The organism is Campylobacter sp. P255, assembly GCF_003627915.1.
Lineage (GTDB): Bacteria > Campylobacterota > Campylobacteria > Campylobacterales > Campylobacteraceae > Campylobacter_D.
In genome coordinates this window covers 18,418-39,640 of the sequence record NZ_NREN01000007.1, presented here as the reverse complement: position 1 = coordinate 39,640, position 21,223 = coordinate 18,418, and the positions used below count along the sequence as shown (strand labels likewise).

21 protein-coding genes and 1 riboswitch are annotated in these 21,223 nt (G+C 32.6%); of the genes, 14 read left to right on the top strand and 7 right to left on the bottom strand.

What is annotated here, in order from left to right; translation table 11 throughout:
* Positions 1-84 precede the first annotated feature (84 nt).
* Positions 85-654, top strand: a complete 570-nt coding sequence (locus tag CKA54_RS04825; RefSeq protein WP_120760413.1) for an NUDIX domain-containing protein — start codon at positions 85-87, stop codon at positions 652-654.
* An 8-nt stretch (positions 655-662) separates the two neighbouring features.
* On the opposite strand, the gene CKA54_RS04820 is transcribed toward CKA54_RS04825, so the two are convergent.
* From CKA54_RS04820 to rpmB, 4 genes are read right to left on the bottom strand one after another with little or no spacing between them, the layout of a single operon-like run.
* Positions 663-1,790: a methyl-accepting chemotaxis protein gene (locus CKA54_RS04820; RefSeq protein ID WP_120760411.1), complete on the bottom strand. Its 1,128-nt coding sequence runs from the start codon at positions 1,788-1,790 to the stop codon at positions 663-665.
* Between the two features lie 36 nt (positions 1,791-1,826).
* A complete protein-coding gene (locus CKA54_RS04815) occupies positions 1,827-2,042 on the bottom strand; it encodes a YdcH family protein (RefSeq protein ID WP_120760410.1) in 216 nt (71 codons plus the stop codon).
* A 48-nt stretch (positions 2,043-2,090) separates the two neighbouring features.
* Positions 2,091-3,218 carry a TrkA family potassium uptake protein gene (locus CKA54_RS04810; protein ID WP_120760408.1) on the bottom strand — a complete coding sequence of 376 codons (1,128 nt, stop codon included), beginning with the start codon at positions 3,216-3,218 and terminating at the stop codon, positions 2,091-2,093.
* A 25-nt stretch (positions 3,219-3,243) separates the two neighbouring features.
* Positions 3,244-3,438 (bottom strand): 50S ribosomal protein L28, encoded by a 195-nt coding sequence (gene rpmB, locus CKA54_RS04805; protein WP_012661734.1) that lies wholly within the window; start codon positions 3,436-3,438, stop codon positions 3,244-3,246.
* Positions 3,439-3,581: 143 nt separating this feature from the next.
* On the opposite strand from rpmB, the gene rpe reads away from it, so the two are divergent.
* From rpe to thiC, 3 genes are all read left to right on the top strand, one after another.
* Positions 3,582-4,229 carry a ribulose-phosphate 3-epimerase gene (rpe, locus tag CKA54_RS04800; protein ID WP_120760507.1) on the top strand — a complete coding sequence of 216 codons (648 nt, stop codon included), beginning with the start codon at positions 3,582-3,584 and terminating at the stop codon, positions 4,227-4,229.
* Positions 4,226-4,990, top strand: coding sequence for a 3'-5' exonuclease (locus tag CKA54_RS04795; protein WP_120760406.1), 765 nt, complete (start codon positions 4,226-4,228; stop codon positions 4,988-4,990). The genes rpe and CKA54_RS04795 overlap by 4 nt, the downstream gene beginning before the upstream one ends.
* A 33-nt stretch (positions 4,991-5,023) precedes the next feature.
* Positions 5,024-5,128, top strand: a riboswitch (TPP riboswitch).
* 44 nt (positions 5,129-5,172) lie between these two features.
* On the top strand, positions 5,173-6,471 hold the full coding sequence (gene thiC, locus CKA54_RS04790) for a phosphomethylpyrimidine synthase ThiC (RefSeq protein WP_120760404.1): 1,299 nt from the start codon (positions 5,173-5,175) through the stop codon (positions 6,469-6,471).
* A gap of 25 nt (positions 6,472-6,496) precedes the next feature.
* On the opposite strand, the gene CKA54_RS04785 is transcribed toward thiC, so the two are convergent.
* Complete coding sequence (locus tag CKA54_RS04785) at positions 6,497-8,314, bottom strand: ammonia-forming cytochrome c nitrite reductase subunit c552 (RefSeq protein ID WP_120760402.1); 1,818 nt, start codon at positions 8,312-8,314, stop codon at positions 6,497-6,499.
* 16 nt (positions 8,315-8,330) lie between these two features.
* Entirely contained in the window at positions 8,331-8,828 is a 498-nt protein-coding gene (gene nrfH, locus CKA54_RS04780) for a cytochrome c nitrite reductase small subunit (protein WP_120760400.1), read from the bottom strand.
* 227 nt (positions 8,829-9,055) lie between these two features.
* Here nrfH and CKA54_RS04775 point away from each other — a divergent pair, with 227 nt between their 5' ends.
* Positions 9,056-11,146 carry an RNA degradosome polyphosphate kinase gene (locus tag CKA54_RS04775; RefSeq protein ID WP_120760505.1) on the top strand — a complete coding sequence of 697 codons (2,091 nt, stop codon included), beginning with the start codon at positions 9,056-9,058 and terminating at the stop codon, positions 11,144-11,146.
* A gap of 20 nt (positions 11,147-11,166) precedes the next feature.
* On the opposite strand, the gene rpoD is transcribed toward CKA54_RS04775, so the two are convergent.
* Positions 11,167-13,044 (bottom strand): RNA polymerase sigma factor RpoD, encoded by a 1,878-nt coding sequence (gene rpoD, locus CKA54_RS04770; RefSeq protein WP_120760398.1) that lies wholly within the window; start codon positions 13,042-13,044, stop codon positions 11,167-11,169.
* Between the two features lie 138 nt (positions 13,045-13,182).
* On the opposite strand from rpoD, the gene CKA54_RS04765 reads away from it, so the two are divergent.
* The 9 genes from CKA54_RS04765 to CKA54_RS07670 all read left to right on the top strand — a co-directional run bounded on the left by CKA54_RS04765 (position 13,183) and on the right by CKA54_RS07670 (position 21,223).
* Entirely contained in the window at positions 13,183-13,995 is an 813-nt protein-coding gene (locus tag CKA54_RS04765; protein ID WP_039664213.1) for a flagellar hook-basal body protein, read from the top strand.
* Positions 13,996-14,012: 17 nt separating this feature from the next.
* Entirely contained in the window at positions 14,013-14,807 is a 795-nt protein-coding gene (gene flgG / locus CKA54_RS04760) for a flagellar basal-body rod protein FlgG (RefSeq protein WP_120760397.1), read from the top strand.
* Positions 14,808-14,975: 168 nt separating this feature from the next.
* Positions 14,976-17,750: a periplasmic nitrate reductase subunit alpha gene (napA, locus tag CKA54_RS04755; RefSeq protein ID WP_120760395.1), complete on the top strand. Its 2,775-nt coding sequence runs from the start codon at positions 14,976-14,978 to the stop codon at positions 17,748-17,750.
* 4 nt (positions 17,751-17,754) lie between these two features.
* Positions 17,755-18,504 (top strand): ferredoxin-type protein NapG, encoded by a 750-nt coding sequence (gene napG, locus CKA54_RS04750; protein ID WP_120760393.1) that lies wholly within the window; start codon positions 17,755-17,757, stop codon positions 18,502-18,504.
* Positions 18,501-19,292 carry a quinol dehydrogenase ferredoxin subunit NapH gene (gene napH / locus CKA54_RS04745; protein ID WP_120760392.1) on the top strand — a complete coding sequence of 264 codons (792 nt, stop codon included), beginning with the start codon at positions 18,501-18,503 and terminating at the stop codon, positions 19,290-19,292. The genes napG and napH overlap by 4 nt, the downstream gene beginning before the upstream one ends.
* On the top strand, positions 19,282-19,800 hold the full coding sequence (locus tag CKA54_RS04740) for a periplasmic nitrate reductase, small subunit, cytochrome c550 protein (protein WP_039664208.1): 519 nt from the start codon (positions 19,282-19,284) through the stop codon (positions 19,798-19,800). Before napH ends, CKA54_RS04740 begins: the two co-directional genes overlap by 11 nt.
* Positions 19,801-19,804: 4 nt before the next feature.
* A complete protein-coding gene (locus tag CKA54_RS04735; protein ID WP_120760390.1) occupies positions 19,805-20,731 on the top strand; it encodes a WD40 repeat domain-containing protein in 927 nt (308 codons plus the stop codon).
* The gene (locus CKA54_RS04730; protein ID WP_039664206.1) at positions 20,718-21,053 is read left to right on the top strand and encodes a chaperone NapD; all 336 of its coding nucleotides are present in this window, start codon (positions 20,718-20,720) and stop codon (positions 21,051-21,053) included. Before CKA54_RS04735 ends, CKA54_RS04730 begins: the two co-directional genes overlap by 14 nt.
* A 2-nt stretch (positions 21,054-21,055) precedes the next feature.
* Positions 21,056-21,223 carry a hypothetical protein gene (locus CKA54_RS07670; RefSeq protein WP_172586670.1) on the top strand — a complete coding sequence of 56 codons (168 nt, stop codon included), beginning with the start codon at positions 21,056-21,058 and terminating at the stop codon, positions 21,221-21,223.

Below are 21,223 nucleotides of genomic sequence, written 5' to 3'. Positions count from 1 at the left end.
TGCAAATTGCAACTCATCTTCTTTTTCTTCTCATTATCTTTTCGGTTTTGTTATAATACAATGTAAAACAAATAAGGATTTTGCATGAAAAACTTACAAGAAAAGCAATTTGGTAGCTCAAAATACATCAAACCCAAAAGATATACTTATATAGGTAAAGATGATAAACAATATACTTGGGATTTTATAGAGGCAATGGATAGTGTTTCTATTTTTTTATATCATCATCAAAAAGATGCCTTTGTTTTTGTTAAGCAGTTTAGAATTCCTTTGTGGGATTATCAAAAACGCAATCATTTGCAAGTAGACGAAATGGGCTTTAGTATAGAGCTTTGTTCAGGGCTTGTAGATAAGCACTTGAGTATTGAGGATATTGCAAAGGAAGAGTGTATAGAAGAGTTGGGATATGCACCTAAAACACTTGAAAAAATAGGGGAGTTTTACACTGGGTTTGGCTCTGGAGTGAGTAGGCAATTTTTATTTTATGCAAGTATAGATGAAAATGACAAAATAAATAGTGGTGGTGGTATCGATGGAGAAGAAATCCAAGCGGTATGGATTAAAAGAAATGAATTTGAACAATTTTGTGAGAAAAATCCTATAAGAACTCCATTGCTTGAATATGCGTATTTGTGGTTTAAAGGTAAGAAGTAATCTTACCTTTATTTATCTTCCTTGTTTTCGATGTTTGGATCTTTCTCATCAAGCATTTCTTTAAAGATTACAAATAAATCTTCAGAAGCTCTTTCAGCGTTATTACATTTGTCTAAAATTTGATTTTGCACCAAATGATTGCCAGTGTCTTCATCATGTGCTAGTTTGATCGCTTGGTTGATGTTTTCATGCACTTTTTGGTGCGGTAAATTTAGCTTTCCAAAAGCTCTTCCATCTGAAAATCTTTCTTTGCCAACACCCGCAATCCATTTAGCAAGTCTACAACTTAAGTGATCAGAAAGCGTTTTTCCTGATGCATGAATGATTTCATTATAACCGTTTAGTTTAAATGCAACATGGTCTAATTTTGCAAGTGAAACGAAAATTTCTGAAGCAATACGCGTAGCATGAGAGCTAGTTGAGTTTGCATTAGAGATGAGTTGTGTAAATTTGCTTGAAAATTGCACGATGTGTTCATTTGACTCAAGTGAAACTTTTTCTACTTGCTCACTTTGTCCATACATTTCATCAGCATTTTGTTTGAGTAAGTTGATGTTTAGTTCAACTTCAGAAGTTGCTTTTTGAGTTTTTTCTGCAAGTTTTCTAACTTCATCAGCAACTACAGCAAACCCTCTACCATGTTCACCTGCACGTGCAGCTTCAATAGCAGCATTTAATGCTAAAAGATTGGTTTGGTCTGATACATCTTTAATGAGATTGATTACATTGGTAATCTCATCAACGCTACGATGTAAATTTCCGGCAGTATCTCTTGAGCGATTAGCTGATTCGATAATGCTTTGTAGTGAAGATATGATTGATTGAGTGATGGAATTTAACTCTTGCATATCCTCTAAAGAAGAATCTGAATACTGAGAAATCATTTCAGCTTTATTTACATTTTCTTGCATGTCACCTTGAACATTGGCAATGCCTTTTAAAACTCCAGCTAAAAGTATTTCTAAAAGATGAGTTTCGAGTTCAGTTTTTCCGGTGTCTACTTCGATTTTTTTCTCATATTTTTCGATTAATTCTTGTTTTTCTAAAAGGAGTTTTTCATTTTCTTCTTTTAGTTTTTTGATTTCATGTTCTAAAGCTTCAAGATCTTTTTGTGATTGATTTTTTTTCCCAAACATATATTATCCTTAAAAAGTAAAAATTTAACAGAAAGACTATTTTTTGTAATTTGACAAATAAGTATTTAATTCATCTTTCAGTCTTAATTTTTCTTTTTTTAGGTTTGCAACTTCTAAGCTATCTAGGTGAATTCTACCTTCTTCAGCATCTTTGATTTTATGGTCTAATGCATTATGCTCTTCAAAAAGTTTGTCAAAATGCATATCTTTGCCTTTTAATTCAGTAATTAAATCCCTAAATTCGTGTAGCATATAAGCCTCCTTTTTTTAAATTATCAATTCATTATAACTTAAAAAAAGTTAAATATATTTTAACTCATCGGGTTTTTGTTTGTTCTTAATGATCTTCTTAGCTATTTTGATGCTATCTGCTGTACCTACAATAAGCAATGTCGCGCCCGTGCTGATTAGTGTTTCACCTCTTGGCATTGGAGTGAATTTTTTATTTTCTATAATTCCAACAATACTCACATTTGCCATATCTCTTAGGTGAATTTCTTTTAATCTTTTAAATCTTACCCAAGATTCATCAGGTATTTTAATTTCTTCTAGATCAATGGGACTATTTTTTTTATAAAGATAGTTTTCTAATAAATTTTCCATATCCGGTCTTGCTGACATGGCACTAAGTCTTTGTGCGACTAGTTTTGTCGCAGAAACGATGGAATTTGCTCCTAGTTTTTTGAGTTTTTCGGTTTCATCTTCGTTGCTTGAACTAGCTAGTATAAAATAAGGATTAATTCTTTGTAGTTCTTTTTCAAATAATCTTACAGAAGCGATGATGGCAATATTATCTGCTATATTACTACTAAGTGTTATAACGCCTTTTGCGCTAGAGAGATTACTTTTTAAAAAGGCCAAGTTTGTATGAGGCGCACTTTCTATATAGTAAGGATAGTTGTATTTTTCAGCGATTTCGCTAAAATTTTCAACATCATCTACCACAACAAAAGGAATGTGGTTTTCTCTAAATTGCTGAGCTAGTTCTATAGTAAAATCATTATGGTAGCATATTACAAAATGATTTTTTAATCTTGCAACTTTATGAAGCATTCTTCTTTCCTTGATGATTTTAGATAAGACGCCTTTTTTTACTATTTCTATTACCAAACCCATGCAAAAAGTAAAGATTGTAAAGGTAAGTAATACATATATAACGGTAAAAATTCTACCTGCGGTTGGTATGGGATTGACTTCGGTGTAACCAAGAGTGGTGAAAGTCATACCAGCTTGATAAATAGCATCGTTAAGGTTGAAATTACTTGTGAGCATATACCCAAAAGCCCCGATTAAAGTCATCATTACAACAGCAATAAGCGGGATTCTTAAAAATTTAAGTTGCTCGTAAAGCTCGTCGTTGAGATTAATAGAGGGTTTGGGAGAAGGAGACCAATTGAGGAATTTTTGTAGCTTTTTTAAAAAAGACATTAGAATTCCTCGTTTGCATTAAGGATTACTTGCTACTTTGTTTTTTAAGTGTTCTTAAAGTTGAAGCAGCAACTCTAACTTTTCTAGTTGTTCCATCTTCTAAAGTAATGCGAACTGTTCTTAAATTTGGCAAAAAGCGTCTTTTTGTTTTATTGTTAGCATGGCTAACATTATTACCTACCATAGGTCCTTTTCCTGTAATTTGGCAAATTCTTGACATACACTTTCCTTATGAAATAAAAATAATTTTTTGCATTATATCTAAAACAAGCTTAAAAAATTCAAATATTGTTAAAAATACCTAAAGAAAATTTGATATTAAGTATGATAAAATTATTTTTTAATTTTATTGGAGATATTAAAATGTATGTAGCGCCGAGTTTATTGTCTGCAAATTTTTTAAATTTAGAAAAAGATATTAAGGAAGTGTGTGAAGCAGGGGCTGATTTATTACATATTGATGTAATGGATGGCCATTTTGTGCCAAATTTGACTTTTGGACCTTGTGTGGTTGAAAATATATCAAAAATCACTTCTGTTCCTTTAGATGTGCATTTAATGGTGCATAATGTAAGTAGCTTTGTGGACTTGTTTATCCCAATAAAGCCAAAATTTATTAGCTTTCATGCAGAGGCTGAAAATCATCCTATTAGAGTTTGTGAGTTTATAAGAAAAAACGGTATTCATCCTGGAATTGTTTTGAATCCACACACTCCTGTTTCAAGTATAGAGCATATTTTAGAATTTGTTGACATGGTGCTTTTAATGAGTGTTAATCCAGGTTTTGGCGGGCAAAGCTTTTTGCCGTTAGTGTATGATAAAATTCGCCAATTAAGAGAAATGATAGATAGAAAAAATTTAAAAGTTTTTATAGAAGTTGATGGCGGGGTAAATGGTTTAAATGCGCCTGATTTAGATGAAGCAGGAGCGGATATTTTAGTCGCTGGTAGTTATATTTTTTCTTCACAAGATAAAAAAACAGCAATCAACTCTTTAAAGCTTGAATTTTGAGTCAACAACAAATCGATGATTTAATCATCAAGTTAAGCAAAGAAAACAAACCTTTTCCTTGGGTTTTAAAAGAACTTGAGAAAATAGAAGAATTAAAACACTATGATTTTGATTTATATCTTTTTGAGCTTTTAGGATTAGGGGTGGAACTTAATGCGCAAAATTGTCTGTGTTTGAAAACAAAAAATACAAAAATCAAAAATGAAATATTTTGCGTGGTAGATATTGAAAGTACAGGTGGGATAAAAAGCGGTCAAATTTTAGAAATCGGCGCGGTAAAAATTCAAAATTTTAAAGAAATTGATAGATTTGAAAGTTTTATTAAGGTTGATTTTATACCTGAAAACATTACCGAGTTAACCGGGATTAGTTTGGATATGGTTGAAAATGCTCCTAGTTTAAAATCTGTGTTGAATGATTTTAAGTTGTTTTTAAAAGATAGTATTTTTGTTGCACATAATGTACGTTTTGATTATCATTTTATATCTAAGGCTATGTGTGAAAACGACCTTGGTGTGCTTTTAAATAGAAGATTATGTACAATTGATTTAGCTAAAAAATGTATTGAAAGTCCTAAATATGGCCTTGATGCGCTAAAAGAATTATTGTGCATTGAAAGTAAACATCATAGAGCCTTAAGTGATGCTTTGGCCGCGAGTGAAATTTTAAAATACTGTCTTAAAAAAATTCCTTTTTATATTAAAAGCTCTGAAGAATTGTTACATTTTAGCAAGCAAGCAAAAAATCAATGTAAAAAATAAAAATTATTTTGGATTTGTTGTTATACTGCTTTTTGCATAAATGACGGGAGCTTGTGATACAGGCTGAGAGTAAGCTAAAAGCTTAGACCGCACCAGAACTAGGTAATGCTAGCGTTGGGATAATTTATCAACTACTCACATACCCTTCATTTATCCAAATTTTATTTTAAGGATAAATTTCAATGAAAACTCAAATGTCTTATGCAAAAGAAGGAATTTTCACAAAACAAATGCAGATTGTGGCGCAAAAAGAACAAGTAAGTGAAGGTTTTTTGCTTGAAAATATTGCATGCGGAAAGATTATCATTCCTGCCAATATTAATCACAAAGCATTAGATCCAAATGGTATTGGTTTTGGGCTTAAAACTAAAGTAAATGTTAATTTAGGTGTTTCAAATGACTGTGTAGATTATAGTGAAGAAATGAAAAAGGTAGAGTTGGCTCATAAGTTTAATATTGAATCTATTATGGATTTGAGTAATTATGGTAAAACTAGTCGTTTTAGAGATGAGTTGATTGCTACTTCAAAAGCCATGATAGGAACTGTGCCAGTATATGATGCGGTAGGTTTTTTAGAGAAAGATTTAAAAGATATTAAAGCAAAGGATTTTTTAGATGTAGTATATCATCACGCTAAGAGCGGGGTTGATTTTATGACTATTCACGCAGGGATTAACTCTCAAGCAGCTAGGGTGTTTAAAGAATGCCATAGGATTACCAATATAGTTTCAAGAGGAGGTTCAGTTCTTTATGCTTGGATGCAAATGAACAATGCTGAAAATCCATTTTATGAGTATTTTGATGATTTGCTTGCTATTTGTAAAGAATTTGATGTGACGCTTTCTTTAGGTGATGCTTTAAGACCTGGCTGTACACATGATGCAAGTGATGGAGCACAAATTGCTGAATTAATAGAGCTTTCATTGCTTACCAAAAGAGCATGGGAGCAAGATGTCCAAGTGATGATAGAAGGGCCTGGTCATATGGCTATTAATGAAATAGAAGCAAATATGCAATTAGAAAAAAGAATATGCCATGGCGCGCCATTTTATGTTTTAGGGCCTTTAGTAACAGATATAGGCGCTGGGTATGATCACATCAGCGGGGCTATTGGCGGGGCTGTGGCTGCTGCAGCTGGTGCAGATATACTTTGCTATGTTACACCTGCTGAGCATTTAAGACTCCCAAATTTAGAAGATGTAAGAGATGGTATAGTTGCTACTAAAATCGCAGCCCACGCAGGAGATATTGCAAAGCTGCCAAAGGAAAGAAAAATAGATGATGCAATGAGTAAAGCTAGACAAGATATTGATTGGGAGAAAATGTTTAAATTAGCAATCGATGGAGAAAAAGCAAAAAGAATGTTTAATGAAAGAAGGCCTGAAGAGCTTAATTCTTGCTCAATGTGTGGAAAAATGTGTGCGATGAATACTATGAATCAAATTTTAAAAGGCGAAGATGTAAGTTTGGTAAAATCTTAAGCCCTCTAAAAGAGGGCTTAGGTGATTAATCTATTGCTTTATAGTTATAAGGTTTTAGATTTTTATCATCTTCAAGAAGTTTTGCAGGTGGGTTACCATTTACTTCTTGGTGTTTATAGTAGCGATCTCCAGCTTTATTGCCATTTAAGTCTATTTTATAGCGAATTTCACCTGGGTTAAATTTTTGGATATCTTCAAAACCTAAATTTGAAGTTTTGAAATCTTTGATGCCGTTCTTAGCTGCAATTTCTACTAGTTTTACTTGTCCTTGTCTTGACATATCAACTGACTGTAAAAGCATTCTTGAAGCTTCTCTAGGATTATGGAAACCTGTTGAATTTTCTGCACCAACAAAGTCTGCTCTTATTTGAGATTTTCTGTGAAGCTCTAATACTTCTTTTAATTCGGCTGAAATTTTAGCATCATCTGCCTTACCATCGGTTTGGAATTTAGGCATTTTGCCAAGTTCTGTACGAATGACTTCTACATCTTTGATTAAACTTACTAAAGAGTATTCAGCTGTTCTTAAATCGTGTGCTACTGAATTTTGGATATCTTTAACTTGTTTAGCTAAATAACCCTCACTTTGTGTATGGCAAGTTTTACAAGCTGAGTTAATGTCAACTAGTGGCGATGTGATATTGTGATTAGTCACTTTTTTTGCGCCTTTTCTGATATAAGGCATGTGACAATCTGCACAACTTACACCATTTGCAGCATGTACGCCACCGCTATATAGTTCGCTTTCTGGGTGCTGAATTTTTAGCATAGGTGCTTTAGTGATTTTATGAATCCAATCACTTGGGAAATTTTCTCTATTTTTTTCATAATAATCATCAAACATTTCTATTCTAAATGGTTCACCTTTTTTCCACTCACTCCAAGGAAATGCTAGTTCTATTCCATCTACTTCGATTTGAGTTGCTTGGTTTCCATCTCTCCAAGAATCAAACTCATCATAGGTTTTTTGAGTGCCATTCCACCATTTTTTAGAACTATCATTAGCTATACTTTCGCCGATAGTTTTTACTTTAGTACCGGTTGGTTTAAAGTAGTATTCAACGTGACATTGAGAGCATACAAGAGTTCTCATCTCGCTTCTTGAAGCTTTCACACCTTGTTTTTTATCTGCTTCATAACCTCTTGAAATGAGCGCATTGATTAAAGCTGGTCTTGTAAGTCTTAAACTCATATCTGTAGGATTGTGACAGTCTGCGCAAGTAACACCCATTCTTTTCCCGCCATGTGGCCCACTATGTTCAGGTGAATTTTCTTTAGCGCCATTTACCGCAGGAATGGTTTTAATCATAGTCCAATATTTTGCAGAGTTAAATGCAACCCAATCTTCTTTTGCTGTATTTTTTAAAAGCCAGGGAGTCCATCCGCTATGGCAATTCATACATGCTGTTGGCTGACCGCCAAATCCCGCAAAACCGTGTGCGTTTAAGAAATCTTTGTTGTTTCTAGCAGTATCCATTTGATCAACTTGAACCCAAAAATGACCTCTTTCTTCATTTGCGTCAATACTAAATGGATATCCAGCCCAAAGAATAGTAAGTTGTGGATAGCGGATTAATTTTGAGTAAGCTAAGTTTCCACCAAATTCTGTTGCGTTAGGTGTTTGTTTTTCTACTGCTGTATGCATATCTAAATAATCAGGAAAATTCTTTCCCCAATAGTCAAAAGTAGGATTTTCATCACCAAGTTTTACAATCTCTTGAGAGATGATTCCACCTACTGAATCATTTGTTTTAGCTGTGATGTCTTGGTTTAACCACAGCACGCCTGCAATTGCTACTATAGTAGCACTAATAGCACTATATAAAATGCCTTTGTTATTCATTGAATACTCCTTTCATTTAAAATCCTCTTTTGTGTCCAACGCCTTGGTGACAAGATACACAGTTTAAAGCATTGTCTTGCTTGTGTGGATCTAGAGTAGGGTTGATGGTGTTACTCGCAATCTCTTTGTGACACTCTATACAGTTATTTTGCACTATTTCTTTACTTTTTGCATTTGCACTTAAATGTGTTGGTAGAGAATCTAGTTTGAAAGTAAATGCATAAGCATGTCCTAAACCACTTTGAGCTTTAGCAATCCATTTTTCAAAGAAACTATGTGGCAAATGGCAATCATTACAGGTTGCTCTTGGTTTACCATCAACTTCTTTGGAGTGTGAAGCTTTTAAATAGTCATTATAAACTTCGTTCATAATATGACAGTTGTTGCAGCTTTCACTAGCATCACTAAAATAAGAAGTTCCTTTAGCATTATGGAAAGTATACATTCCCACACCCGCTAAAATTACAAGTAAGAAGAGGAAAACAGCAAAAAGTTTTGAGTTTGCTTTTTTCAAAGTCTCTCCTTTGAATGAAGTTTAAGTTACAAGAACTTAAGGGTAATTATATAACACAATAGAGCCAAAAAGGTAAATAAAAATTTATTTTTTATTTGTTTTTCTTTAATTAAGATAAAATAAGTATTATTATTTTGTATATTTTTATTTACTATTTTAGATATCAAATAAATTTAATAAAAGAAATACTAAAATATTAAAGAATATAAAATAAGGTAGGTGTTATGATGCAAATTCAACCATCGATGTATATTAATAGAGAGCTTTCTTGGTTGGCCTTTAACTCTCGTGTTTTAGATCAATGCTCCAAAGATCTTCCTTTACTTGAAAAGTTAAAATTTATTGCTATATACTGTACTAATTTAGATGAATTTTACATGATAAGAATTGCGGGCTTAAAACAGCTTTTTGTTGCAGGTATTAGTACTACAAGCAACGATGAGATGACTCCGCTTGCACAACTTAAGGCGATTAGAAATTATTTGCATGAAGAAAAATACGTAGTAGAGCAGTATTTTACCAAAATCACCCAAGAGCTAGAAAGAGAAAATTTATTTATTCGTTCTTATGAGGAACTTGATGAGGATTTAAAGCAACAATGCAAAGAGCATTTTTTTTCTAATATTTTTCCAGTTATTGTGCCTATTGCAGTTGATGCAACTCATCCTTTTCCGCATTTGAATAATCTTTCTTTTTCTTTGGCGGTGAAGCTTTGTGATCCGATGCATCCTGAACTTTTGAAATTTGGCATGATCCGTATACCTAGGGTCTTGCCAAGATTTTATCAAGTGAGTTCTAATATTTATGTGCCTATAGAAAGTATAGTGCGTCATCACACAGAGCATATTTTTCCCGGTTATAAGCTTTTATCATCTGCTGCTTTTAGGGTTACTAGAAATGCAGATATGGAGATAGAAGAAGAAGAGGCTGATGATTTTATGTTGATTTTGGAGCAGGGGTTGAAGCTTCGTAGAAAAGGTGCTTTTATACGTTTGCAGATAGAAAAAGGTGCAGATGAGCAACTTATAGATTTTTTAAGTTCTCATATGAATATTTTTCATAAGGATATTTATGAATACAGCATACTTTTAAATTTGCCATCACTATGGCAAATCATCTCCAATAAAGAGTTTACTCATTTGTTAAGTCCAGTTTATACGCCAAAAATCTTACCACCTTTTGGAGACAATGTGTCTATTTTTAGTGCGATAGACAAACAAGATATTTTAGCTATACAGCCTTATGAGAGTTTTGAGCCTGTGTATCAGTTTATCAAAGAAGCAAGTAAAGATCCTAAGGTAGTTTCTATAAGAATGACACTTTATAGAGTGGAAAAAAACTCTAGCATTGTTCAAGCTTTGATTGATGCTGCAAGTGAAGGTAAGCAAGTTACTGTGATGGTGGAATTAAAGGCGCGCTTTGATGAAGAAAATAACTTGCACTGGGCAAAATCATTAGAAAATGCTGGTGCGCATGTGATATATGGGATTACAGGTTTTAAAGTTCATGCCAAAGTAGCGCAAGTGATTAGAAAAGAAGGGGATAAGTTAAAAATTTATAACCATCTTAGCACAGGAAATTATAATGCAAGTTCGGCAAAAATTTATACAGATGTGAGTTATTTTACTTCTAAGGAAGAATACTCACAAGATACGACAACTTTTTTTCATATCCTTTCAGGGTATAGCAAAAGTCGCCGTTTAAAAACTTTATCGATGAGTCCAAAGCAAATTAAAGAAAGAATTTTAGATATGATAGCTACAGAAGCAAGCTATGGTAAAAATGGAATGATTATAGCAAAAATGAATGCTTTGGTAGATGGAGAAGTGATTGAAGCTTTATATAATGCCTCTAATAAAGGTGTAAAAATAGAACTAATTGTGCGTGGAATTTGTTGCTTAAGACCTGGAGTTAAAGGTTATAGTGAAAATATAAAAGTTAGAAGTATAGTAGGAAAATACTTAGAGCATGCTAGAATTTTATACTTTAAACACACAGCACCTAATTATTTCATTTCAAGTGCTGATTGGATGCCAAGAAATTTAGAAAGAAGATTGGAGTTGATGACTCCTATTTTTGATGAATATTCTCGTGCAAAATTGGCTCAAATTTTGAAATTACAATTAAGCGATAATGATCTTGCATATGAGTTAGATAGCGAAGGAAGATATCGTAAAATTATTTTAAATGAAGAAAAGGTTAATAATTCACAACAAACACTAGAAGAATATATCGGTAGAATTTTTAATACACTGAAAAAAGATACCGATCACAGTAGGGCAGCGCATTTAGCGACAAAGCTTTTTAGGGATAACTAATCCTTGCTTTTTAGCAAGGATTATTTCCAACCTTCTATATAATTTTTCAGTTTTCTACCAACTTTTGGATGTTTAAGTTTTTTGATCGCTGAGCTTTCTATTTGTCTTACTCTTTCTCTTGTAACATTCAACTCTTTGCCAATTTCTTCTAAGGTTCTATCGCTCTCATCATCCATCAAGCCAAAGCGCATTCTAATAACAGCTTTTTCTCTATCGTTAAGTTGATCTAAAACTTCATCAATTTGTTCTTTTAAATCATCTTTTAAGATATGATCCATAGGAGAAATTGAAGTTCTATCTTCTACAAAATCTCCAAATTTGCCATCATCTTCATTGCTAATAGGTGCTTCAAGTGAAATTGGCTCTTTGGTGATTTTAATCACTTGTTTTACCTTATCCACGCTAAGACCTACTTCTTTAGCGATGATACTTACATCAGGCTCTTTACCTTCTTTTTGTAAATATTCGCGAATGATTTTATTGATTTGGTTGATAGTTTCTATCATATGAATAGGAATTCTAATCGTTCTTGCTTGATCAGCAATGGCTCTTGAAATGGCTTGTCTAATCCACCAAGTTGCATAAGTTGAAAACTTATATCCACGTTTGTATTCAAATTTATCCACCGCTTTCATTAGGCCTATATTGCCTTCTTGGATTAGATCTAAAAACGGTAAACCGCGGTTAGTATATCTTTTGGCAATACTTACAACTAAACGTAAATTTGATTTAGCCATTCTTGTTTTGGCTTCATCTGAGATTTTTTTACCACGTTTGATTTGTTCTAGAATTTCTTTTAGTTGATCTTTTTCCAAATCAAAAGAATTTTGACTAGCTTCTTTGGTTTGGATTAATTTTTTGATTTCCATATAAGTGCTAACCATGGTTGTTTCTAAGGCACGTTCAGCGATTTCTTCTTTGCTAAGCTTAGTAATATCTTTTAAAATATCTTGGTGTCTTTGTTTAAGTTCATCTGAAAACATCGGTAAACGATACTCTAGACGTTTTAATTCTTTGTCAAATTCTTCATCGCTTTTTAATGCAGTTTCCATGGATTTTACGATCTCAGAAATGAGTTTTGAAGTAGGACCTAGATCCATTAATTTTTCTTTTAGTATATTTTTCTTAAAGGCGATGATTAGTTTATCTAGCAACTCATCGTTGTTTTTTTCTGCATTAATGGTAGAAATAGTTTTGAGCCACTCTTTTTTTGCTTTTTCTAGAGCTTTAAAACTTTCTATAACTTTTAAAGTTCTCTCATCTTCTTTTTTGCTAGTTTTTTTGGGTTTTTTTTCGTTTGAATTTTCACCTTCTTCGTGTTCGCCATCATCTTCATGATCTACTTCATCATCGCTTTTATCATCATCGCTTTTATCATCATCTTCAAAACTTTTAAAAAGTTCTTTAACTCTTCTTTCTCTATTGATTAAAGGTTCTTTGTAATCTAAAATAAAATCAATCAAATAAGGCACTGAACAAAACGCATCAATGATAATATCTTCGCCTAGTTCAATTTTTTTAGAAATTTCAATTTCTTCGTCTTTATTTAAAAGAGCAATTTGTCCCATTTCTCTTAAATACATTCTTACAGGAGAGTCTGATCTGCTCCATTCTAACAAATCATTCTCATTGGCTAAATCAAATTCGTTTTCTAAGCTTGTATCTTGTAGTTTTTGTTTTTCTTCTTGTAGTTTTTTTGCTTCTTCTAAATTTCTTTTTTTGGCAATTTCTGCTGAGGAAATTAGTTCTACTTTGTATTTTTCCATTAAATCACGGATTTTTTTAGCACTTGTTGCATTAGGAAGTTTGGCAAAATACTTGACAAGTTTTTCATATGTGATATAATCTTTTGAATTTTCTTTAAAAAGTTCTTCTAAAACATTAGTTTCAGTAGCCATGAGTACTCCTTGTATTTTAGATAATGAGTATAAAACTAAATATTATGCCTAAAAATTAATTAAAAACAAATAAAAACATTTTGGAACACCTTTTGCTTTGTTTTGGTACAAAAATAAAGATTTTAGATAGGAAAAACAATGCAAAATGGTTATTATCAAGCTACTGGTGCTATGGTTACGCAATTTAATCGCTTAGATGTAGTAACTAATAACTTAGCAAATGTTAACACAAGTGGTTATAAAAGAGATAATGTTGTTATTGCAGATTTTAAAAGGATTTTTAAAGAAACTCAAGATGAGTTGCCTATAGAAAATCACACAAGAGATGCTGCAAGGTTTGTTAATACAACTATAGATAGAGTGCCGCAAATTAATCATGTTTACACTAATTTTAGTGTGGGTTCTATGAAAATGACACACAATCCTTTAGATTTGGCTCTTACTCGTGAAGACACTTTTTATTTAATCAAAACCAATAATGGCGAGGTAAGATTAAGCCAAGATGGTAATTTTCAACTAGATGATGAAGGATATTTGGTAAATCGTCAAGGTTATAGAGTCTTAAGTAGCGATTATTTTAATAATCCTGAAAATGATGGTATACGCGTGGGTGATTCTACTTCTTTTATTAATGTAGATAAAAATGGAATGATAAGTGCTTCTAATCAAAACATCGCAAGATTATTTATAGCGCAGGTTGATGATTTAAGAGATTTGCAAAAAGATGGCGATAATATGTATAAAATTGATAATTTAAATAAAATTAGAGATTTGCCTAATTCTAGTGCTGTAAAGCAAGGTTTTACCCAAGGTTCAAATGTTAATCCTGTTACAGAAATGGTAGGATTAATAGAGGCAAATAGAATGGTTGAGATGTATCAAAAAGTTATGACATCACATATGGATGATTTAAACCAAGAAGCTATTAATAAGCTAGCAAGTACTAAATAAAACTAAGGATAGATAAAATGTTAAGATCATTATATACAGCAGCGTCAGGGATGGTATCGCAACAAACACAAATTGATGTTACATCAAACAATATTTCAAATGTTAACACAGTGGGTTATAAAAAATCTCGTGCAGAATTTGCAGATTTGATGTATCAAACAATGAAATACGCAGGTACTTCAACTTCAAGCACCACTAAACACCCAAGTGGTATTGAAGTAGGTCTTGGATCAAGAGTAACGGCGATAAGTAAAATTTTTAGCGAAGGTAGTTTAAAACAAACTTCAACCTCGGGACTTGATATGGCGATTGCGGGTAATAATGGCTTTTTTCAAATTCAAATGCCAGATGGGACAATCGCTTATACAAGAAATGGACAATTTACCAAAGATGCTGAAGGAAATATTGTAAATTCAGATGGTTATAGACTTTTACCAGAAATGACTATACCTGAAGATGCTATCGCAATCAATGTTGCAAGCGATGGGACGGTTTCTGTAATGCAACCAGGTAATACCGCTGAAACTCAAATAGGACAAATTGAACTTGTGAATTTTATCAATCCAGCAGGCTTGCACGCATTAGGAGATAACCTTTTAGTAGAAACTGATGCAAGTGGTGCACCTATAGCGGGGATCGCAGGTGAAAATGGTTTTTCTATGATTAAGCATGGATTTGTTGAACTTAGTAACGTACAGCTTGTAGAGGAAATGACTGATCTTATTACAGGTCAAAGAGCCTATGAAGCAGGTTCTAAAGCAATCACAACAAGTGATGATATGCTTGGTATAGTAAATCAATTAAAACGCTAGGATTAACTAGCGTTTTATAATATGCAAATAATCTTATAAAAATACTAAAAAACTCCTAATTTTAAATAATTATAAAATATTCTATTCCATATTTTAAATTTACCGTAAATATAGTAATATTGTGAAGATGTGTTTAAACACGTCAAATAAACAATAACGAGGGTTACAATGAACAGAAGGGACTTCATTAAAAATACCGCTATAGCTAGTGCTTGTGGTGTTGCGGGTCTTAGTGTTCCAAGTAGTGTACTTGCAAATACTGAGAATAAATGGCGTTGGGATAAAGCCGTTTGTAGATTTTGTGGTACAGGCTGTGGAATTTTAGTTGCAAGTTTAGATGGTAAAATCGTTGCTGTAAAAGGCGATCCAGCAGCTCCGGTAAATCGTGGATTAAATTGTATTAAAGGTTATTTTAATGCAAAAATCATGTATGGAGAAGACCGTTTAGTTACACCTTTACTTCGTGTTAATGCTAAGGGTGAATTCGACAAAAAAGGAAAATTCCAACAAGTTTCTTGGCAAAGGGCCTTTGATGAAATGGAAAAACAATTCAAAAAAGCCTATAAAGAAAAAGGAACTGAGGGTATTGGAATTTTTGCAAGCGGCCAATATACCATACAAGAAGGATATGCTGCAGCTAAACTTGTAAAAGCTGGTTTTAGATCAAATAATATAGACCCAAATGCACGTCACTGCATGGCTAGTGCTGTTGTTGGTTTTATGCAAACTTTTGGAGTAGATGAACCTTCTGGATGTTATGATGATATAGAACTTACTGATACTATCATTACTTGGGGTGCAAATATGGCAGAAATGCATCCGATTTTGTGGTCAAGGGTAAGTGATAGAAAATTAAGCAATTTAGATCAAGTTAAAATTGTAAATTTATCTACTTTCTCTAATAGAACTTCTCATATTGCTGATACAGAGATTATTTTTAAACCAAATACGGATTTGGCTATTTGGAATTATATTGCTAGAGAAATTGTTTATAACCACCCTGAGGCAATGGATAAAGAATTTATCGAAAAACATTGTATTTTTACCACAGGTTATGCTGATATTGGTTATGGAATGAGAAATAATCCAAACCATCCTAAATTTAAAGCAAGTGAAAAAGATACAGTTGCAAAGCAAAACGCAATTGTTTTAGATGAAGAAGAAGCAATTTCTTTGGCTTATTTGGGAGTAAAAGCAGGTGATAAATTTGAAATGAAACACCAAGGTGCTCCTGATGCGCATTGGGAAATTTCTTTTGAAGATTTTAAGAAAGCTTTGGAGCCTTATACGCTTGATTATGTTGCAAAAGTTGCTAAGGGAAATGAAGATGAAAGCATAGAAGATTTCAAGAAAAAACTTCAAGAATTAGCTAATCTTTATATAGAAAAAAATAGAAAAGTTGTAAGTTTTTGGACTATGGGCTTTAACCAACACACAAGAGGTACTTGGGTGAATGAGCAAGCTTATATGGTACATTTTTTACTTGGTAAACAAGCTAAGCCAGGTAATGGAGCATTTTCGCTGACAGGACAGCCAAGTGCTTGTGGAACAGCAAGAGAAGTTGGGACTTTTTCACACCGTTTACCTGCTGATATGGTGGTGGCAAACCCTAAACATAGAGCTATTAGTGAAAAAATTTGGAAAGTACCTGCAAAAACGATCAATCCAAAACCAGGTGCACCGTATTTGAAGATCATGAGAGATTTAGAAGATGGAAATATCAAATTTGCTTGGGTGCAAGTAAACAATCCTTGGCAAAATACAGCTAATGCAAACCACTGGATAGCAGCAGCAAGAGAAATGGATAATTTTATTGTTGTGAGTGATTGTTACCCAGGAATTAGTGCTAAAGTGGCTGATTTGATTTTACCAAGTGCAATGATTTATGAAAAATGGGGAGCTTATGGTAATGCTGAAAGAAGAACCCAGCATTGGAAGCAACAAGTATTACCTGTAGGTGAGGCTATGAGTGATACTTGGCAAATTATGGAATTTGCAAAACGCTTTAAACTAAAAGAAGTTTGGGGTGAAACTAAGGTAAATGATAAGCTTACTTTACCAAGCGTTTTGGAAGAAGCAAAAGCTATGGGTTATAGCGAAGATGATACTTTATTTGATGTGTTATTTGCAAATAAAGAAGCAAAAACTTTCAAAGCTAAGGATAATATCGCTAAAGGTTTTGATAATTCTGAAGTTTTAGGTGATGAGAGAAAAGTCATAGGTAGCGATGGTAAAGAATTTAACGGCTATGGGTTTTTTGTGCAAAAGTATTTATGGGAAGAATATCGCAAATTTGGTTTAGGTCATGGACATGATTTAGCTGATTTTGACACTTATCATAAAGTAAGAGGCTTAAGATGGCCTGTGGTTAATGGCAAAGAAACTCAATGGAGATTTAATACTAAATTTGACTATTACGCTAAAAAAGCTGCTCCAAATTCAGATTTTGCATTTTATGGAGATTTTGCAAAAGAACTACCAAAAGGAGACTTGCTAGCTCCGCAAACTAAAGAAAAATACAGCTTAAAAAATAAAGTAAAAATTTTCTTTAGACCATTCATGAAAGCACCTGAAAGACCAAGCAAAGAGTATCCATTCTGGTTGTCTACTGGTAGGGTTTTAGAGCACTGGCATAGTGGAACAATGACTATGAGAGTTCCTGAGCTTTTCCGTGCAGTTCCTGAAGCGCTTTGTTATATGAATGAAGATGATGCTAAAGCAATGCAGATTAACCAAGGTGATATTGTATGGGTAGAATCTCGCCGTGGCAAAGTAAAAGCAAGAGTAGATTTTCGTGGTAGAAATAAGCCTTCTAAAGGTCTTGTTTATGTACCTTGGTTTGATGAGAATGTGTATATTAATAAAGTTACACTAGATGCAACTTGTCCATTGTCTAATCAAACAGATTTTAAAAAGTGTGCCGTAAAAATTACCAAAGCATAAAATAATGAATAAAAGAAGAGAATTTTTAGCCTTTACATTGAAGCTTTTGTGCATAGGAAGCGGTAGTGCTTTTTTAGCAAGTTTAGCACTGAGTTCCAATCAGGAGTATTTTTTAAGACCACCTGGTGCTGATGATGAAAAAGAATTTTTGTCAAAATGCATACGATGTGGACTTTGCGTGAGGGCTTGTCCTTATGATGTTTTAAAATTAGCTACAGTGCAAGATAGTGCAAAAAACGGAACACCTTTTTTTGTAGCTAGAGAAAATCCTTGCAGGTTGTGTGAAGATATCCCTTGTATAAAAGATTGTCCAACAAATGCTTTAGATCATAAGTATTTAGAGCAAAAAGATGGAATTTATAAAACAAAAATGGGTATAGCTATTATTGATAGTGCAAGCTGCGTGGCGTATTGGGGGATACAATGTGATGCTTGTTATAGAGCTTGTCCTTTGATTGATAAGGCGATTAAGCTTGAAACAAAGCGTAATGAAAGAACCGCAAAGCACGCATTTTTACTACCTGTGGTAGATCATGAAGTGTGTGTGGGTTGTGGAATTTGTGAAAAAGCTTGTATTACTCAAAAGCCAGCCATTAGAGTTTTGCCTAGGGAATTTGTTTTAGGAAAAGCTGGGGATAATTATATTAAAGGTTGGGATGAAAAAGATGAAAAGCGTTTACAAGATGTAAATACTGAAAAAAAATTCAACCAAAATAAGGCTAGAGATTATCTTAATGATGGAGAATTGCTATGAAGTATCTTATTTTAAGGAGAATGGTGCAGTTTTCTATTTTAGTATTGTTTTCTTTTGGTATGTTTGATTTTGTATTAAAAGGAAATTTAAGCTCTTCGGTACTGTTTTCTTCTGTGCCACTAAGTGATCCTTTTGCTTATATTCAACTTGTTTTGGCAAGTTTACAAGTGGATTTGATAGCTTTAAGTGGAGCTTTGATAGTGTTTTTATTTTATGCTATTTTTGCAGGAAGAGCTTTTTGTGCTTGGGTGTGTCCAGTTAATATCATCACAGATTTTGCTTATTATATAAGGGTGAAGTTAAGATTTAATCAAACTAAGATCTTTAATGTTCATAAAAATTTACGTTATTATGTGATGGGTTTTGTTTTGATTTTTTCTTTTCTTTTTTCCTATCCTGTTTTTGAGGAATTTTCTTACATAGGAATCATTCAAAGAGAGTTGATTTTTGGCGGTATTTCTTGGCTTTTTATAGCTTTAATAATCTTTTGTATTGATGCGTTTTTTAGTCCAAGATTTATTTGTTCACATTTTTGCCCTTTAGGGGCTTTTTGGGCTTTAAGTTCGCGTTTTTCACTGTTAAAAATCAAATATAACCTCCAAAAATGCACTCAATGCTACAAATGTCTTGGAGTATGCCCTGAAAAACAAGTACTTTGGATGATAGGTAAAGAAAATCAAAATGTAAAATCAGGAGAATGCATTAGATGTGGAAAATGTGTTGATGTTTGTGAGGATGATGCTTTAGGTTTTAGTATTATAAATTTAAGGAGAGAAAATGAAAAATAAGATCTTTTTATCCTTAGCAGCAGCTGTTTTAATAAGCGCTTGTGGATTTGCTGTTAAAAGTGTGGATTCAAAGGATATAGGTTTAAGAAAAACAAGTTTAGAAAGTGAAAATGTAGAATTGTTAGATGTAAAGTATTCTCAAGCTTTAGCAGGAGAATCTGTTTTGATCGAAAGATCATTTGAAAATGCTCCGCCATTGATTCCGCACACTTTAGAAGATATGCTTCCGATTGTAAAAGATAATAATATTTGTCTAAGCTGCCATGATAAGGCTATTGCTAAAGATGTGGGTGCTACAGCGCTTCCAAGTAGTCATTATTTTGACTTGAGAAAAAATAAGTCAACTAAGGATATGGTTAGTGAGGCAAGATTTAATTGTACTCAGTGTCATGTTCCACAAAGTGATGCAAAACCTTTGGTTGGAAATAATTTTGAGGCGAAATTTAAAAACGAAGAACTTAAAAGAAAGTCAAATTTCTTAGAAGTCTTAAATGAAGGCGTGAAATAACACAATGAAAAAAATATTTTTAATCTTGTTGATAAGTATTTGGGTGTTTGGCTATGAGCTTAAACTCCCTGCTAATGTAAATACTTTAAAACTAGTTGGTGGTGATTTGCTTATAGGGCTTGATAATGCAGAGCTGTATTGGTATTTTACGCAAAATAAAAAATTGCAAAAAATCACCCAACTAGACAAGATTAAAAATTTTTATGAAGAAAATCTCAGCCCTAGAATTTACAGTGTTGATTACTTAAATGGGGCTGTTTTGATTTTAAGTGAAGGAAGTTTTGGGGGTAAAAGACTTTATATTTACAAAGACAAGCAACTTATAAGCTATGATTTACATAGCGATGGGGTTAAAAAGGCTTTGTTTTTAGATGATGATACTATTTTGTTAGCCTTGTTAGGTTCTAAAATAGAGCTTTTTGATCTAAAAACAAAAAAAATAGCAAAGAATTTTGTTTTTTCTAATTCAAGTTTGAGTGATGTGGTTTTAAATGAAACAAAAACACAGCTAGTAGCGGGTTTTGAAAGCGGTGAAATCATTCTTTTTGATGTAAAAAATTGGCAGAAAATAAAAAGCTATAAAAATGCTCACAAGGATAATATCTACCAATTAGATTATAAAAATCAAATTATTACAAGTTGTAGCACTGATAGAAAATTAGCAATCATCAAAAATAATCAAGAAAAAAGCATAGAAAGAGACTTTTTGATTTACACTTGTGCCCTAAGTAAAGATGGTGCTGTCGCAGCTTTTGGTGATAATGAAAAAAACATCATAGAGCTTATAGATGTTCATAATTTAAAAACTATAAAACAATTTCAAAATCAAGATTTTCTGCTAGAATATCTGATATTTTTAAATAAGCATGAATTTATCAGTGCGGGTTATGAAAATAAAATTATTTTTTGGAGTATAGATGAATCTTTCTAGTGTTTTGATTTTAAGCAAAGAAGAAAAAATCAGCAAGTTAAAAGAACAAATTCAAAATACACCTTGTTGTAGTGTGGAATTAATTGAAGAAGAAAAAATCATCGTGGTGATTGAGAGTGAAAATTTAGAAGATGAGTTGAAAGCTTATAAGCAATTAGAGCAGCTTGATGGTGTGGTGAGTATCAATATGGTTTTTTCGTACCAAGATTTAGATGAAGAAAGAGAAAAAATTTTAAAGTCAAATTTTAAATCTGATGCTTTTGATGAGAATTTAAAAAAAGATGATATAGAATACTATGGCAACATTTTTAGAAAGTATTAATTATGGTTTTTTTAATTCCTTTGATTTTTATAATTTCATCTATTTTTGTCGTAGATTATTTGTATTTTTCTGAAGAAAATGAGGCGATAAAAACTCAAAAACAAGTAGAACAAAAAGACACAGAACAAGATAAGCAAAAATATCTTGAAAATATTTTAAAACAAAAATAA